Raw genomic sequence first — 15,185 nt, 5'->3', positions numbered from 1 at the left:
CTGACTAACCTTAGCTTTCTTGATATGACAATTGACGAACTACGCCAACTATTAAACCCATTAGATGCCTCTCCTACTGAGTGTGATGGTATGACCCGTCTATGTCATACTCAACTCTTTCGGCACAACATTCCCCACCAAGTTTATCGAGGGTCTTGCCGGGTGGATACTCAGTTGATTCCCTTGCACTTTTGGATCGACTTAATGGAAGGTCTGGAGGGATGGTGCGTAGATTATCGGCTAGGAATGTGGATTAGAGACAAGAAACTGGATGTTCCTCATGGTGTATTCAATCTCGCCGCGTTCTCTCAGATCCACTATCAAGGAAAGGCGATAGAGATGCCACCCTTGCCTGAATCGCTTTTTCAGGTTCTGATGCTGGCTCCTAATTCTCCTTGAATAGTTTCAATCAAAACCCCAAAGCCAACTGCACTTGCGTAACCTCTCTAGCATCTTGCGGTAGGGGTTCTGGCCTAGTGGTTATCGCGGGGCAATATTTCTGATACCCGCAGCGATCGCAATGCTGTCCCGTCACAGGTTTCCATTCCTGATCGCATCTGAGCTTCATCGCCATATCTTCAATCAGAGATTGGGCTTGCTGGTGATGGTCAGGTGTGACCTCATAGGTCAGTTTCTCGTTAGAACGCAAGTAGATGAGACTCAGGCGTTTGAGCGCTTTCTTGTAGATCTGTTCCAGAATCAGATAGTAAAAACCCAATTGGATATCCACTGATGGAGGAGGATTAACGGATTTGCTTGTCTTGTAATCAATCAGTTCCAGACCATCATCGATATAATCCAAGCGATCATACCGACCAGACAGGGTAAATTCGATATTACGGACTTGGAGATTTGCCCTGACCTTTGTCTCAATCCCCAGCGGTTTGCGGATTTGGGGGAGTGAGGAAATATACCGCTCATAATAAAGCTGTAGTGCTACCCACCCCTCATGGACCTGAGTTGGGGTCAATTCACTCGTATGCTGCTGCCAACAAACGGCAAACCAATCGAGGGAAGGAAGAGGGTAAGCGTAGTTCCAATCCTTGTAGACATTGGCTAACGCTGCATGGAGAGCATTGCCAAGCTTGGTGGAGCCGAATATGGTTGGTGAAGGTAATTTATGCTCATACCTAAATTGATAGGATTTTGGGCACTGTCCGTAGGTTTTGAGCTTGGTGGCTGACAGGGAATAGGACATGGGCGTGTGTTAACGCATAAGTCCATGGTAGATCAGATGTATTAAACCTTAACCCTCGGTCCAATATTACCGCCGATTCCTGCGATAATCCCACGGCATAACTGGGTTTGGCTGACTCCAAAAATTGAGCTTTCGTGATCTCGCATCATTCTCTGCGTCAACATACTGATTTGCTGTATCGGAACAACCATCAAGGTAGCGGTGATACACGACCGCATATCCTTCCCTAACCAGCTGTAAACCCACTGATTTCCCCTCCGAGTAAATCTCTGGTCAGTGGTGATTTTCCGAAGCGCGATATCTGCTCCTCTGGGTAGCAATGCCTTTAGTCGTTGACCAGCTTCAGGACCATATTCTTGGTTGTACTCTGGTGCATCGATGCAGCCAATTCTTGTGGTGGTTGAGGCTCCATTTGGGGATCGCACCTTAAGGCTATCCCCATCACCCGTGCTAAGAATTTTTGCGGGGGTGGTCTTTGCTGAAGTGATGTTGGTGTTAGTGGCTTGGGGAGGTGGGCTGCATCCTAAAAGCAGAGGGGGAAGGAGGATAGAGAGGATTGCTCTGCGGTTTATCATGGGGCAAAATTTGTGGGCTTCCGCACTTAGCTAACAAGTAAAAGACGAAGGCTAGGGTAAATCAATAATGTCTGTTGATTTTTAATATTGATTGATCAGAAAATACAAACTCATACTGATCTTCATTGGAAACAGCAAAAGCCTATCCGAGCATCTTCTTCACCGTTATTTTCCGATCCTCAACAGGAACATACCTCCGACGCTTTAAGAACCCCTGATACCATTCCAACGGATATTCATCATCTCGATTGTAGGTAAAAACCTGGCGAACTCCCTGGCCTTTCAGAAACGCTTCACAGCATCCCCAAAGTTGATTCATCAGGGCCTCGTAATCCTGGCGTCCCTTGACATCGCCATCTAATAGTCCTTCCCAAAGAACCGCCACATCTCCACCCCACCAGACTTGGGCAACACCACAAGGCTTTAGCACTACGGGAACGCGATGGATGCCTGTCACTTTTCCTGGTTCACCACCAGGTACAGAAATACCAAGAATTGGCTGAGGCCAGGGCAGAACAGGTTTCAGCAAGCGATAGTGCTTGATCTTCATATTCTCTTCTCTAGATAGCATCTGGAAATGATCCGCTGAAAAAGTGCCCTCTTCCGTGGAATAACCCAGCACAAACCCCAGGAAATCATCAGTTTCCAAGGTTCCTAAGAGTTGGGCATTATCGAGATCATCGCCTTCTATTGACGCGGGAAAATCATTTAGGTAATCAATACGACGGCACAGTTTATCGAGGATTTGTGGGTTGTTGTGGATAGGCTGCTCGTTCATGGAACTCCAACTTATCAATCCGTGTCAATTTGATCGGCTAGGTCAAGAAACTCACTGGCGAATTCGGTTAATCTTCTGAAGTTTTCCTGTTGATCAGGAGACAGATTTTTCCAGTATTTATCAAGGTTTTCAGCTTCGTTTAAACCGAAAACGATATCTTCCAATTCTTGAGCTGTATGCTCAAGCTGTACGTAACCCATGCTGCCTGACATTTTTAGCTCCTTTGTGGATGTTTAAATTTTGGGAATAACTGACATCGATCCAGCCCCTTTTGATTCTTAATCCTCCGTACAGTAATCCGCTTCAAAGTTTAACGGTATCTAAGAGGTTCATCTATAATAGTACTCGTACCCACTTAAAAAATCAACCCCTTGGATGCCGTTAAAATATCTAATATCATTCCCAGTCACAGCCGATGGGAAATCCTCGAAGAGATCGAGCCAGAACCCCAAAAACGCAAATCTGAGCGAAAATTTCGCGTTCGTTGTACTTGTGGAAGTGGCGTTGAAAGGGTTTTAGCGTGGCGGTACGTTAAAGGTGAGTCCTTAAGCTGTGGCTGTCTTCGCCGCGAACGAGCCGCAGAGTTGGGGCGAGAAAACATCGAGCCTTTGCGGGTAGGGTACAAGGAATACTTGCAGAAAGTGAAGAAAAATCGCCCGCCATCGAAATATGCCCCCAAGCTACCCAGTACAGAGAAACTGCGTGAGCTAAGAGAGAGTGGAATGACCTACAAAGCGATCGCAGAGCAATACGGTGCATCGGCTCAGGCTGTACGGAAAAGATTGCTTCATAATCCCGAGAGAATCTGAATCGAATGACCACCCCTAAAATCATTGGCATCGCTGGCGGTAGTGGCGCAGGCAAAACCACCTTGGCCCAAGCTTTAGTGGATCGCCTGTCTGGTCAAGCCTTGCTGATTAGCCATGATAGCTACTACCGCTATATGCCCTGTGGCAACTATGACCTCCCAGAATCACTGGATACGGACATGATGATCGCTCATCTAGAACGGCTGAGGTCTGGTTATTCGGTTGACTTGCCTATCTACGATATGATCGCCAATTCCCGGAAAGCAGAGACTATCCAGGTGCATCCCCATCCATTCATCATCGTAGAGGGAATTTTCGTTTTGACTCTACCTGAAATTCTGGAGTGTTTGGATTTCAAGATTTACGTTGAGACACCAGATGATCTAAGGATGAAACGCAGGATTGCCAGAGATTCCAAGGAGAAGTTGAGAACGAAGACTAGTGTGATTCAAGAATGGCAATCCAATGTCATGCCCACTCATAAGGAGCTGGTCATGCCTGGTGCTTCGGTGGCCGATCTGGTGGTATCGGGTGAGACGGCTGTAGGTGAGATTGTGCAGAAGATTTTGGGTGAAGTCAAACCAATGTCCCTGCCAGACCATCTTTAAGCCTCAATCAAGGAATAACCAATATCCTAGAGAAAATTTGATAACTGTGATAAATATGAATAGTACATATATATCACTACAATGCTTGTCCGATCAGTTCACCCTGTCGAGTGGGCAGATTCTCTGTGTCTGCCTCTATTAGTGGAAGCCATATCAGCGGGGTTCCCATCCCCAGCCGATGACCATCTGCAGAATCCTCTTAACCTGGATGAGGCTCTTATACCTCATCCAGGGGCCACGTTTTTGATGCGGGTTGATGGTGATTCAATGAAGGGGTGTGGAATTTTCTCTGAAGACTTGGTTATTGTGGACCGCTCACTGAATCCTGTGGATGGATCGGTAATAATCGCAGTTCTCGACGGTGAGTTTACGGTGAAGCGATTTCGACAATCCAATGGTCGGATTTTACTGGCTGCAGAGAACCCTGATTATCCACCGATTGTTATTCAGGATGGATCTGATTTCCATGTTTGGGGAGTTGTCACCTACGTTGTGCATGGGTTGGAGGTCGGATAAGTCCAAATTACTGCGATAACCCCAATTAGCAAAAGCTTCACGAATAACCGGTGATCGATTCAAACTGTCACTTGATAACCTATACTTTTTGCGAGGTTTCAAGCTGTTTTGCCTATGCTTTTTCGTCGAGAAAAGCCCTCTGAGGATGCTTTAGGGCCTAATTCCTATGAGATTTGGCAAGAAAAACAGGTGGCGATTGAGACTGCTGAGATTGAGAAAATTGAGCAGAAAACAAGTAGCAAAGGATATCTCCGGTGGATTAATCCTATGACTTATGTCGGTGGATTTTGGTCATCTCTCCTTGATGATAATCGGCGCGAAGCGATCAAGGTCATCATTTCCATGTTCGGTATTCTGGCAACTGCATCTGCTGCTGTTGGCTTGATTTGGACTGTCTGGGATGCAACGGAGGATCGGAAATTAACACAAGAGAGGCTGATTACTGATCGATTTTCAAAGGCTGCGACTCTTCTATCAAATGAAGATAATGCTGTCCGTATTGCAGCTATTTATTCATTAGAAAGAATAGCTAAGGATTCTCCGAGAGACCATTGGACAATCATGGAATTACTATCGGCTTATGTTCTTGAAAGATCGCCATTGGATGAGGAGGATAAAGTATCCAAGAATGAGAAGGATAAGGCATCAAAGCAAAATCCAATATCAAAACAATCACCTTCAACTGAAGTAACGAAGAAATCATCAAAATCACCAAAGCCAATTGCTAACGATGTTCAAGCTGCATTAACAGTTATTGGTAGACGCGAATCAGGGCAGGATCAAGGTAAACAGCTTGACTTGAGAAGTCACGACCTCAGCGGTGCCGACCTCAGCTATGCCGACCTCAGCGTTGCTATCCTCAGGGGTGCCAACCTCATCGATGCCAACCTCAGCGGTGCCAACCTCAGGGGTGCCAACCTCATCGATGCCAACCTCAGGGGTGCCAACCTCATCGATGCCAACCTCAGCGATGCCTACCTCAGCATCGCCAACTTCATCGGTGCCAATCTCGGTGGTGCCAACCTCAGCTATTCCAACCTCCGCAAAGCCAACCTCCGCCATGCCCACCTCAGCGGGGCCAACTTCCGCAAAGCCAACCTCAGCCTCGCCGACATCAGCAAAGCCCACCTCGGCCATGCCCACCTCAACGATGCCGACCTCAGCGGTGCCTACTTCAGCGGTGCCTACCTCTACAAAGCCAACCTCAGCAGTGCCTTCCTCATCGGTGCCGACCTCAGCAGAGCTAACCTCAGCGATGTTATCCTCAGGGGTGCCAACCTCCTCAGTGCCAACCTCAGCGATGCAAGCCTCAGCAGCGCCGACCTCAACAACGCCATTCTATTGAATACTGACTTACGGGAGACTCATCTCATCCAATCTCAACTAGAGAGCAAGGAACCACCATTGATTTGCAACTCTCCACTCCACAATAAAATCAAGATTGAGCGCAACAGGGACTGTGACAAGGTAGCTGCCGCCTTACACAAACGCCTTCCAAAAATTTTCCCAAGTCTCGATGATGCAGAAATATTCGTTAAAGAAGAACAACTAAAGATCTGGAATTAATCACTACTCTTCACCTCAATCCTCTGCCTCTCCCAATAACCGAGATAAAACCCCCGTCACCTCTCCCTGAAGATCCTTCCGATTATCGTCATAGCGCATCACTGTTTCTGGCTTGGCATGGCGAGAGAGCTGCTGCACGGCCCGGACATTTCCACCCGTGGCATCTAGTGCCGCAGTGATCGAGGAATGCCTAACCCGGTGTGGGGACATCACCTTGCTGATACCCGCTTTCGTGGCTATGTTCCTGACCACCTTATAAATAGATGTCGTGGATAATCGCTGCCCCCAATGCACGATATCCAGGGCCACAATCAGCGGGTCATCATCCTCCAAGTGCTTCCGAGTTGATAGCCAATCCTCCAGTGCGATCGCACTCACGTTACCAACCGTCACCCGTTCTTTCTGTGTGCCTCGACCCTTCCCCTGAATCCACAGCGCTTTTTCCTCGGGTTCCCAGTCCCCGACATTACAACGATTCAGCTCCCCTCGCCGCAAGGCTGTTTCCCAGAGCAAGGCCAGAATCGCATAATCCCGCTTCCCTAGCTGCGTTTCTCGATCTGGAATCGCCAACATCTTCTGAAAATCCTCCAGATCCACCCCTGAAGTATCCCGATAGGCAATCACTTTTTCACCTTTAATATCCTCCAGGCCCCAGGTGCACTGACCCGCTCGACGGGCATAGGATACCAAGCTTCTCAGGGCCGATAGTCTCCGATTTACCGTGGCCTCGGCCAACTCCAGCTCAATTAAAATGCCCTTGTACCTGGCGACTAGCTGCAGCGCCTCATGCCGATCCATCCCCAGGAATAGACCCACCATTTCAGGGGTGGGATCTTCAGCAAACATCTTGCGGAAAAAATCAGTCAGGTCTTTGCGGTAGGCTCGTCGGGTGCTGGGAGATCGTTTATCCCTGAGCAAATCACTCAGAACATCGTTTTCAAGAATTTTTAGGGCCGAAGCTGGAGGGGTGGGTATTGCGTCGAGTTCCATATCGGTTTCTGGTTACGATAATGGCTGTTTCCTTCCCTAAGCTTACAAGTCTTGAAGCCCTTTCAGGTAAAGCGATTTAGCCAATTAATATTGTATTTTCAGTCTTCTGAAACCCTCACTTCAGTTCCAGTTCTGAATCCATCAAGAAGAAGAAACTGCATGAACTTGAATATCCACATTCAGCCTCTTACGCAGTGCAGTAAAGATTGCGTTCAAACTATCCATCGTTGGGTTTCCTTTAGCAGATAGCATCCGATGAAGACTCTTACTGGGCTTATTCGCTTCGACAGCAAGTTGTTCAAAGCCAACCGTCGCATTGACTAAATCCCGCAATATTAATCGAGCTGTTTCTGGCTCTCCATTAAGCATGAGGTATGCAGCTTCATCCAATAAGGCAGTTGCAAACTCAGGGTCCGACTGCACTCGGGAGTGGATAGTCTCTTTGAAATCTCTCGTCAATGCCATGATATTTACTTCTTTTTTCTCTTTCGCCGTTGTTTCTTCTTTTGAGGATCTATATTCGCTTGCTTCTTCCGATTTTTATATTCTTGAGAAAGCTCCTTAGCCTTGGTGATATCCGACTGTTGATCCTTTTTCGTTCCTCCTCCCAATAAAACAATCAACTCCTTGCCATCTTGGATCAGATAGATACGGTATCCTGGCCCCCAATTGATCCGGTATTCACCAATTCCATCGAACCACTTCACATTTGAGGTGTTGCCTAATTCCAGACGAGAAACGGCAACCGTAACCTTTGCTGCTGCTATAGCATCTAATCGGTTAAACCACTTTTGGTAAGGACTGGAGCCATCCTCTTTGATGTACTCTTGCAGTTTCATAGTAGGACTATAGTAACATAAAGGTTACTATAGTCCTACTGATATTGAGGTTGAAATAGAGTGGGGGAACTGTCTCCTACTTTCGACTGGTTACGATAATGGCGGTTTCCTGAACCAATCATACACACCCTGAATTCCTTTCAGACAAAGCAGTCAGACTAGTTCTATAGATTCTTGTCTGCTAAGGGTGGTGAGGGTATTATTCATCAAAGAGACTATCCAGCACTTCATCAGTAAAAGGATCTTTCCCTGCTTTCAAGGCATCGATCCAACTTTGCCTTTGCTTTTTACGATCGCTAGCTCTATTAGACAATTTGATATACGCTTCAAAATCTTCTATTGCCCCTTTTGGGTTATTGGTTAAGGCTCTAGCTAAACCTCTACTATCGCGCCTCCCCCCATGACTGGGGTCAAAAGCGACAGCTTTCTCACAAGCAAACATTACCGATTTTGCTTTTCTATGCAAACTCCCAAACCAACAAAGTGAATTCCAAGACGATGCTGAGATTTCTACTGCCTTATCAGTATCTTGCCAACTCTGCAATTCTCGAAAAATGAGGATGGAGTCACTCACTTTTCCTTGCCTAGCTAATTGTTTAGCCTTTTCAGCTTTGGCAGGGGCAGCCCATTTAATCACTAACTTTTTAGCATCCCGATCTTTCATTTCAGTTTCTGGATCAAGATCCAATTTGGGACTCCATTTAAGTGCAGTTTGGAGCTTCTGTCGAGCTTTTTCCATATTTCCAGCTTCTGCAAGAACTTGACCTTGCCTGACCAAGCCTAGTGCAGCCAAACTCAGAATCGCAGGACTGTGACAAACCGTTAGTAATTCTAATTCCTGTGGGTGTCGAATAAAATAGCCGGATAACCATTGACAGCCTCGCTTTAGTAGATCTTCAAGCTCAAAGTTCCACAATTTCACCGTCTTGTCCCTACTCGCCGTGGCCAGGGTGCTCCCATCCAGGCTATAGGCCAAGGCCCAGATCACATCGGTATGGCCTTCGAGGGTGGTGATTAGGCTCCCCTCCTTCGACCACAATTTCACCGTATTGTCCCTACTCGCCGTGGCCAGGGTGCTCCCATCCGGGCTATAGGCCAAGTCCCAGATCGCATAGGTATGGCCTTCGAGGGTGGTGATCAGGCTCCCCTCCTTCGACCACAATTTCACCGTATTGTCAGAACTCGCCGTGGCCAGGGTGCTCCCATCCGGGCTATAGGCCAAGTCCCCGACCGCATCGGTATGGCCTTCGAGGGTGGTGATCAGGCTCCCCTCCTTCGACCACAATTTCACCGTATTGTCATCACTCGCCGTGGCCAGGGTGCTCCCATCCGGGCTATAGGCCAAGGCCCAGATCGCATCGGTATGGCCTTCGAGGGTGGTGATCAGGCTCCCCTCCTTCGACCACAATTTCACCGTATTGTCCCTACTCGCCGTGGCCAGGGTGCTCCCATCCGGGCTATAGGCCAAGGTGTTGACCAAATCGGTATGGCCTTCGAGGGTGGTGATCAGGCTCCCCTCCTTCGACCACAATTTCACCGTATTGTCAGAACTCGCCGTGGCCAGGGTGCTCCCATCCGGGCTATAGGCCAAGGCTAGGACCGCAGCGGTATGGCCTTCGAGGGTGGTGATCAGGCTCCCCTCCTTCGACCGCAATTTCACCGTCTTGTCATAACTCGCCGTGGCCAGGGTGCTCCCATCCGGGCTATAGGCCAAGGCTAGGACCAAATCGGTATGGCCTTCGAGGGTGGTGATCAGGCTCCCCTCCTTCGACCACAATTTCACCGTATTGTCCCTACTCGCCGTGGCCAGGGTGCTCCCATCCGGGCTATAGGCCAAGTCCCCGACCGCAGCGGTATGGCCTTCGAGGGTGGTGATCAGGCTCCCCTCCTTCGACCACAATTTCACTGTCTTGTCATCACTCGCCGTGGCCAGGGTGCTCCCATCCGGGCTATAGGCCAAGTCCCCGACCGCAGCGGTATGGCCTTCGAGGGTGGTGATCAGGCTCCCCTCCTTCGACCACAATTTCACCGTATTGTCAGAACTCGCCGTGGCCAGGGTGCTCCCATCCGGGCTATAGGCCAAGGCTAGGACCAAATCGGTATGGCCTTCGAGGGTAGTGATCAGGCTCCCCTCCTTCGACCACAATTTCACCGTATTGTCAGAACTCGCCGTGGCCAGGGTGCTCCCATCCGGGCTATAGGCCAAGGCTAGGACCGCATCGGTATGGCCTTCGAGGGTAGTGATCAGGCTCCCCTCCTTCGACCACAATTTCACCGTATTGTCAGAACTCGCCGTGGCCAGGGTGCTCCCATCCGGGCTATAGGCCAAGGCTAGGACCGCATCGGTATGGCCTTCGAGGGTAGTGATCAGGCTCCCCTCCTTCGACCACAATTTCACTGTCTTGTCATAACTCGCCGTGGCCAGGGTGCTCCCATCCGGGCTATAGGCCAAGGCTAGGACCAAATCGGTATGGCCTTCGAGGGTAGTGATCAGGCTCCCCTCCTTCGACCACAATTTCACTGTCTTGTCAGAACTCGCCGTGGCCAGGGTGCTCCCATCCGGGCTATAGGCCAAGGCTAGGACCGCATCGGTATGGCCTTCGAGGTTATTTTGCTGTCGAATGTTATAGACGGAATCACGAAGTGTTGCGACACCATACATATGATTCTCTAGTCGATTCTCTTGTTTTTCTTCATAGTCACGTAAATTTTGACCAGCCATTAATGCTTTTGTTAGGGATTTCAGTTGATAGTTGGAGTCGAACAAATTTTTACTTGAAAGACTTAGAGCTAAAACTTCAGCGTTAGCTTCTCGACGCTCAGCTCTATACCGCAAATTTTCTGCTCTCCATAAAAGACCGATTAAACCCGCAATGGCAATAAAAGCTCCGCCTAATGAGATCTTCAAGAGCTTTGCACGCCCTGCTTCTGCTTTTTGTCGAGCTTGTCGTTCACTACGAAGTTTTTGCTCTAAGTCAGTGTCAAAGTGTTGTCGAATCGGTTCAACCAAATAATCATGAACCAGTTGAAAGCGATCATCTTGCTCTTGGGGCCAATGAACAATTAACCCAGATCCCTGCAATATTCTCAAAATCAAGGAAAAATGCGTCAGATCTTCAGGGTTAGATTGAGGTAAATCTTGAAGATTAGAATCTTCAGTATCCAACAAGGCAAAAGTACTGACAGCATTCCACAGTTCTTGCTCAGTTCGAAGCGGTCGTGTTCCCTTGCTATCAGTCAAAGAAACCAACATCTTCCAAGCAGTCTCGTTGTTCTCTGGTCCACAGTCTTCTACTACCTGTTCCAGCCAGCGACTAGCTAATACCTTTTTGGGCTGCTCACCAAGATGTTCATACTGCTGCAAGGTTGTAATATTTTCTGTCTGAAGTTGCGCGCCGGACACCTGCAATTCAATCGGACGCACCTGATCCAATTCCGTCGCTAAATCACCAATCAGCCGCTCAATCACCTGCGATTGCACATGAAATTGCGCTCGTTTCGCCAGCCGTTCTGTGACCAACCGCGCTGAATCTAAATCAAAATTCCCCAAATAATAGCGATTATCTTGCCGGAGTACATCCTGCTCTAGCCCATGTCTAGTCGTGAACCGCCCAAACTCAAGTAAATAGTGAAAGTAATCTTCCCGCAACGATAAAACCACTTTCACAAAGGGAATGGCTCTGCCGTCCAAACAAGCCTGTAAAAACTCATAGAATCGGCGTCTTAAACCAGGCTCTTGGCAGTTAAAAAAGAACTCCTCAAACTGGTCAAAAACAAGTACAGTTAATCGTTGAGCCTCTACATTGTGTTTAAGTTGCTGCTTAATCTGCTCTAAGCTGTCACTAGTGCCCGTTTCACCTTTGACAACATCGGATGCTTGGCTCACATCTTCAGAGGTCTCCACACCTGAAATCTCAGTTTTCATAGTGTGTGGCACAGAAGCAGCCTGTTCTAGCTTTGCTTGTAGCTCCGCAACCCAATTGCTATAAACATTCACCACCACAGGCAAAGTTTTCCGATCTCTAATCACGCGCTGCTGCAAAACTGGAACCAGCCCTGCTTTGACTAATGAACTCTTGCCCACGCCAGAAGGACCATACAATATCACCAGCTTGTATTGATCCTGGCTCAGCCGTTCATTCACAATCACTTCAATATCTTGCTGTCGTCCCGACAACACCAAGGATTCATCAATCCCTTCCTCGTCCCCAAGCTGGGGTTGCAACTGTCCCGCCCCAATAAACGCCTGTAATCGAAATTTGAGTTTGACCGTCGTTTTCAGTTGCTTAGTCTCAAAAGCTTTCTGATAGTCTTTCTGATCAAAATAAAGCTGCCTTAGCTGCTCCAAAATCTCCACAAACAAATGTGGATCTGCACTTGCATCAGTGGCAGCTATAGTCTGCTCTAAATCGTCAATAGCTGCTTGAGACTTTCCCAGAGCTTGCTGAGCTTGGGCACTGAGTAGGCCCATACGCATTCGCAAGATTTGCTGCTGGGCCAGCACCTGTATCTCAGTACTTCCCACCTCCCAAATCTGTAGTGCTTCTTCGGTCAAATCAAGAGCTGGCTCCCAGGTTTGACGATGGTTGCAAACCTGTGCCCGCAACACCAACGCTTCCATATATTGCAGAGGGTGCTTTTCAGGTGTGGTGTTCTGATATAGGTTTAAGGCCAGTTGATCTAACGCATCCCAATTCTCTAACTGATGCAGAACCTCTCCTAGTTGCCCCAGATACAGAATCCCCAGCTCCGACGATGCCCCTAAACAATCCAATCCTTGCTCAAAGGACTGCTTAGCTTGTTCCAGAAATGCTGCTGTTTGGGATGAATCCTGTTGAGCCATTGCCTGATAACACCAGCCCTGATGAATCAGTACAATTCCCTTATGTCGTGAGTTTTCTATTTCAGAGGTACTTCCAGACTCATCGTTTGTCCTAGCAGGCATTCCTCCAGAGGGTTGTTCTGAATCCGGCCACTCCTGCAAACTATGCTGATAGAAATCAAGCGCCTTTTTCAAATCACCCTTGGCATAGGCATTCCGGCCCTGAGCAAAGATCACAGTAGCTTGCAATTTTGGGTTAAGAGTGGTCCCGGGTGTTTCTAAGGCTTGTATTGCATAGCTAATTTCTTGCCGATTCCGTTTACCCAATACCTCAGAATTAGGTACAAACTGCCCTACATCGAGAATTTTTGTAAACAAGCGCTGGCTACAGTCTTGTAGAAACTGCACCAATTCCACAGGCTCAGCTTGAAACCGAAAGGAAGTCCCCCAACTTTTTAGATCAGGAACTAAACGCACCATCTGCTTCAGCAAATCATCATCCAGCCACAGCACCATCGGGACGGGTAGGCGTTTGCGAAATTCCTCTCGGGCTTGATTCGCAGATGTCAAAACTTGTTCTAAGGCTTCTAGCGATTCTAACCCCGTCACCATCAAAGCCGGGGGAACCTGTTGTCCAAGCTGCTGCTGGATAGCTGAGTACAAGGTCACTGCATCTGGATTCAAATGCACAGGCTTGATCGCTACAGAACATAGCTCAGCCAAGCGTTGGATTAAAGCCGTTCGCAGTTGAGCATAATTGCAGTTCGCTAAAATCAGCGTAAACTGCCCCTCAGACATCTCAATGGTCCAGGCCAATTCTTCCAATTGAGCCAGATGCTCAGTCCCTACGGTAAATGAAGTCTCCGTCATGACAATTCACGAGCACCTGCCAATACTGGATTAATATCAAACCATCGACCATCGGCATGGTTGCGATATTCAAATACAAATAGACTCCGCAATAATGCCTGACATTCCTCTTCTCCCGTGACTTTCTTCGAGGAATGGACCTGTTTGAGCAGTTCCCACTCTTCAGCATCGATAGTAGCGGTCAAATCATCCTTAGCTTCTTGAATCGCTAACTGCAAACTGTCTTGGGTAATGGGCAAGCTCTTGCGTTTTCTTAAACAGGTAAATAGCAGACTCAGCAAATTACGAACATGTCCACCACTCGCCACACAGAGTTGATTTAATGTCTCCGGTGAGTCAAACACCTCTGTCACCGAAGCTAAACGTTCATCTGGTGTGGCCTGGGGAAAAGCCCGAGCTAAAACCATTTGACGCAACAGAGCCATTCCCGCCTCACAATCATTCCCCTCCCGCAATCGAATGGGAACCATCGGCAACACCATCGGATTAGCCCCACCGCCTAGCCGATTTTTCAGAGCTTGCAACTCATTGGAGAACATCAATACCAGAGGAATGGTATAGACGACATGGCATCGTAACCCCCCTAACTGCTCTCCCCGAGTGATAAATAAGTACTCCGCCTGGGTTTGCCCCGAAGCTATCGGTCGATTATCCACCCGATCCAGATTGTCGATAATCACCACTAAGCCCTGCTTCCCCTGCTTATTCAGCTCCTCCTGGGCAGGTTGCAGCAGTTCTCGGTTAATAGCATTCAGCAAACTTTCTGTCCGAGGTTCTAGATATTGGCGCAGTTGGCTCCGTAATTGTGGGCTTTCTTTGGTTTTTGCGGTTAATTTGCCAATCCCCAAGGACAGTTCTGCTTCAATCCCCAACTCCACAGGGGTATTTAAAAAATCCACACATTCCTTGAGCAGCCGATTAAAGTAACTCGATTGAGTGGAAATTTTGGCAGCTTCTAGGCTTTCACTGACTTGATGGGCAATGGCTAGCAAGATATCACTCACATCCACATCACCCATATCCAGATCTGCACTGGACTCGAAATAGACGACATGGAAGCCTTTTTCTTGTAGCTCTTTTTTTAGTCGCAGAAGTTCAGTGGACTTACCACAGCCAATATGCCCCGAGAAAAGCTGGCAGGTCGGATCTGGATCCATGAGTGCAATGGTTTGGCCCAGTTCTTCAATGACTTCTCCCCCTCGGACCGATGAAAAGTCGATGTAATAGTTTCGTTCTTCAGGGTCTTCAAAGCGAATTGTTTTACCCGGATTGCAAGCGCGAAAGAATTGGCGTAAATCTGGTGCCATAAAACCTATCCATTCCAACAGTTTTTATCACAGTCCCCAATCCTCTAAATGCGCTGAAGCTAAATCCAAAATCACCTTGCATAAAATAATGGCATGGATAACCTTGGAAAGTAGTATTTCTACTTATTCCGCAATATTTTTAGGCTGTTGTATAACTGCTGGGTACTTAATCATTCATTTGGGTTGACCAAAGACTGTTGCCCTACCCTTCATCTGTTTTTATGTTTTTAGATGAACGATTTCAAGAACAATCCCACAAAGATTTCAGGCCAAATTCAAACCAAAGGTATTTCGTTCATTCTTCATT

14 protein-coding genes are annotated in these 15,185 nt (G+C 47.9%); 5 read left to right on the top strand and 9 right to left on the bottom strand.

Annotation, left to right across the window (positions count from 1 at the left end; translation table 11 throughout):
• Window positions 1–24: 24 nt before the first annotated feature.
• Entirely contained in the window at window positions 25–399 is a 375-nt protein-coding gene (locus AM1_RS31190) for a hypothetical protein (RefSeq protein ID WP_012167075.1), read from the top strand.
• A gap of 10 nt (window positions 400–409) precedes the next feature.
• Here the strand turns inward: AM1_RS31190 and AM1_RS31185 are convergent, their stop codons facing one another.
• The 4 genes from AM1_RS31185 to AM1_RS31170 form a co-directional block, all read right to left on the bottom strand.
• On the bottom strand, window positions 410–1,198 hold the full coding sequence (locus AM1_RS31185; RefSeq protein ID WP_012167074.1) for a RecB family exonuclease: 789 nt from the start codon (window positions 1,196–1,198) through the stop codon (window positions 410–412).
• Between the two features lie 41 nt (window positions 1,199–1,239).
• Window positions 1,240–1,773, bottom strand: coding sequence for a thermonuclease family protein (locus AM1_RS44685; protein ID WP_012167073.1), 534 nt, complete (start codon window positions 1,771–1,773; stop codon window positions 1,240–1,242).
• Between the two features lie 142 nt (window positions 1,774–1,915).
• On the bottom strand, window positions 1,916–2,551 hold the full coding sequence (locus AM1_RS31175; protein ID WP_012167072.1) for a hypothetical protein: 636 nt from the start codon (window positions 2,549–2,551) through the stop codon (window positions 1,916–1,918).
• A 14-nt stretch (window positions 2,552–2,565) separates the two neighbouring features.
• Window positions 2,566–2,763 (bottom strand): hypothetical protein, encoded by a 198-nt coding sequence (locus tag AM1_RS31170; RefSeq protein ID WP_012167071.1) that lies wholly within the window; start codon window positions 2,761–2,763, stop codon window positions 2,566–2,568.
• 159 nt (window positions 2,764–2,922) lie between these two features.
• On the opposite strand from AM1_RS31170, the gene AM1_RS41560 reads away from it, so the two are divergent.
• The 4 genes from AM1_RS41560 to AM1_RS31150 all read left to right on the top strand — a co-directional run bounded on the left by AM1_RS41560 (window position 2,923) and on the right by AM1_RS31150 (window position 6,050).
• The gene (locus tag AM1_RS41560; protein WP_041661228.1) at window positions 2,923–3,360 is read left to right on the top strand and encodes a hypothetical protein; all 438 of its coding nucleotides are present in this window, start codon (window positions 2,923–2,925) and stop codon (window positions 3,358–3,360) included.
• Between the two features lie 5 nt (window positions 3,361–3,365).
• Window positions 3,366–3,968 carry a uridine kinase family protein gene (locus AM1_RS31160; protein ID WP_012167068.1) on the top strand — a complete coding sequence of 201 codons (603 nt, stop codon included), beginning with the start codon at window positions 3,366–3,368 and terminating at the stop codon, window positions 3,966–3,968.
• A gap of 81 nt (window positions 3,969–4,049) precedes the next feature.
• Window positions 4,050–4,484 (top strand): LexA family protein, encoded by a 435-nt coding sequence (locus AM1_RS31155; protein ID WP_012167067.1) that lies wholly within the window; start codon window positions 4,050–4,052, stop codon window positions 4,482–4,484.
• 114 nt (window positions 4,485–4,598) lie between these two features.
• Entirely contained in the window at window positions 4,599–6,050 is a 1,452-nt protein-coding gene (locus tag AM1_RS31150; protein ID WP_012167066.1) for a pentapeptide repeat-containing protein, read from the top strand.
• 15 nt (window positions 6,051–6,065) lie between these two features.
• On the opposite strand, the gene AM1_RS31145 is transcribed toward AM1_RS31150, so the two are convergent.
• The 5 genes from AM1_RS31145 to AM1_RS31125 all read right to left on the bottom strand — a co-directional run bounded on the left by AM1_RS31145 (window position 6,066) and on the right by AM1_RS31125 (window position 14,878).
• Window positions 6,066–7,040: a tyrosine-type recombinase/integrase gene (locus AM1_RS31145; protein WP_012167065.1), complete on the bottom strand. Its 975-nt coding sequence runs from the start codon at window positions 7,038–7,040 to the stop codon at window positions 6,066–6,068.
• 141 nt (window positions 7,041–7,181) lie between these two features.
• Window positions 7,182–7,505 carry a helix-turn-helix domain-containing transcriptional regulator gene (locus AM1_RS31140; RefSeq protein ID WP_012167064.1) on the bottom strand — a complete coding sequence of 108 codons (324 nt, stop codon included), beginning with the start codon at window positions 7,503–7,505 and terminating at the stop codon, window positions 7,182–7,184.
• Window positions 7,506–7,510: 5 nt separating this feature from the next.
• A complete protein-coding gene (locus AM1_RS31135; protein WP_012167063.1) occupies window positions 7,511–7,879 on the bottom strand; it encodes a type II toxin-antitoxin system RelE/ParE family toxin in 369 nt (122 codons plus the stop codon).
• A 199-nt stretch (window positions 7,880–8,078) separates the two neighbouring features.
• Window positions 8,079–13,571, bottom strand: coding sequence for a WD40 domain-containing protein (locus tag AM1_RS31130; protein WP_012167062.1), 5,493 nt, complete (start codon window positions 13,569–13,571; stop codon window positions 8,079–8,081).
• The gene (locus tag AM1_RS31125; protein WP_012167061.1) at window positions 13,568–14,878 is read right to left on the bottom strand and encodes a P-loop NTPase fold protein; all 1,311 of its coding nucleotides are present in this window, start codon (window positions 14,876–14,878) and stop codon (window positions 13,568–13,570) included. Before AM1_RS31125 ends, AM1_RS31130 begins: the two co-directional genes overlap by 4 nt.
• Between the last annotated feature and the right edge of the window lie 307 nt (window positions 14,879–15,185).

Origin of the sequence: Acaryochloris marina MBIC11017 (assembly GCF_000018105.1) — a bacterium.
GTDB lineage: Bacteria > Cyanobacteriota > Cyanobacteriia > Thermosynechococcales > Thermosynechococcaceae > Acaryochloris > Acaryochloris marina.
The sequence above is the reverse complement of the archived record's forward strand: the minus strand, read 5'-3'. Positions and strand labels throughout refer to the sequence as shown.

Bases quoted from the DNA above. Each gene is read 5' to 3' on its own strand.
- AM1_RS31190 (WP_012167075.1), top strand. From the start codon at position 25: ATGACAATTGACGAACTACGCCAACTATTAAACCCATTAGATGCCTCT.
- AM1_RS31185 (WP_012167074.1), bottom strand. From the start codon at position 1,198: ATGTCCTATTCCCTGTCAGCCACCAAGCTCAAAACCTACGGACAGTGC.
- AM1_RS44685 (WP_012167073.1), bottom strand. From the start codon at position 1,773: ATGATAAACCGCAGAGCAATCCTCTCTATCCTCCTTCCCCCTCTGCTT.
- AM1_RS31175 (WP_012167072.1), bottom strand. From the start codon at position 2,551: ATGAACGAGCAGCCTATCCACAACAACCCACAAATCCTCGATAAACTG.
- AM1_RS31170 (WP_012167071.1), bottom strand. From the start codon at position 2,763: ATGTCAGGCAGCATGGGTTACGTACAGCTTGAGCATACAGCTCAAGAA.
- AM1_RS31160 (WP_012167068.1), top strand. From the start codon at position 3,366: ATGACCACCCCTAAAATCATTGGCATCGCTGGCGGTAGTGGCGCAGGC.
- AM1_RS31155 (WP_012167067.1), top strand. From the start codon at position 4,050: ATGCTTGTCCGATCAGTTCACCCTGTCGAGTGGGCAGATTCTCTGTGT.
- AM1_RS31150 (WP_012167066.1), top strand. From the start codon at position 4,599: ATGCTTTTTCGTCGAGAAAAGCCCTCTGAGGATGCTTTAGGGCCTAAT.
- AM1_RS31145 (WP_012167065.1), bottom strand. From the start codon at position 7,040: ATGGAACTCGACGCAATACCCACCCCTCCAGCTTCGGCCCTAAAAATT.
- AM1_RS31140 (WP_012167064.1), bottom strand. From the start codon at position 7,505: ATGGCATTGACGAGAGATTTCAAAGAGACTATCCACTCCCGAGTGCAG.
- AM1_RS31135 (WP_012167063.1), bottom strand. From the start codon at position 7,879: ATGAAACTGCAAGAGTACATCAAAGAGGATGGCTCCAGTCCTTACCAA.
- AM1_RS31130 (WP_012167062.1), bottom strand. From the start codon at position 13,571: ATGACGGAGACTTCATTTACCGTAGGGACTGAGCATCTGGCTCAATTG.
- AM1_RS31125 (WP_012167061.1), bottom strand. From the start codon at position 14,878: ATGGCACCAGATTTACGCCAATTCTTTCGCGCTTGCAATCCGGGTAAA.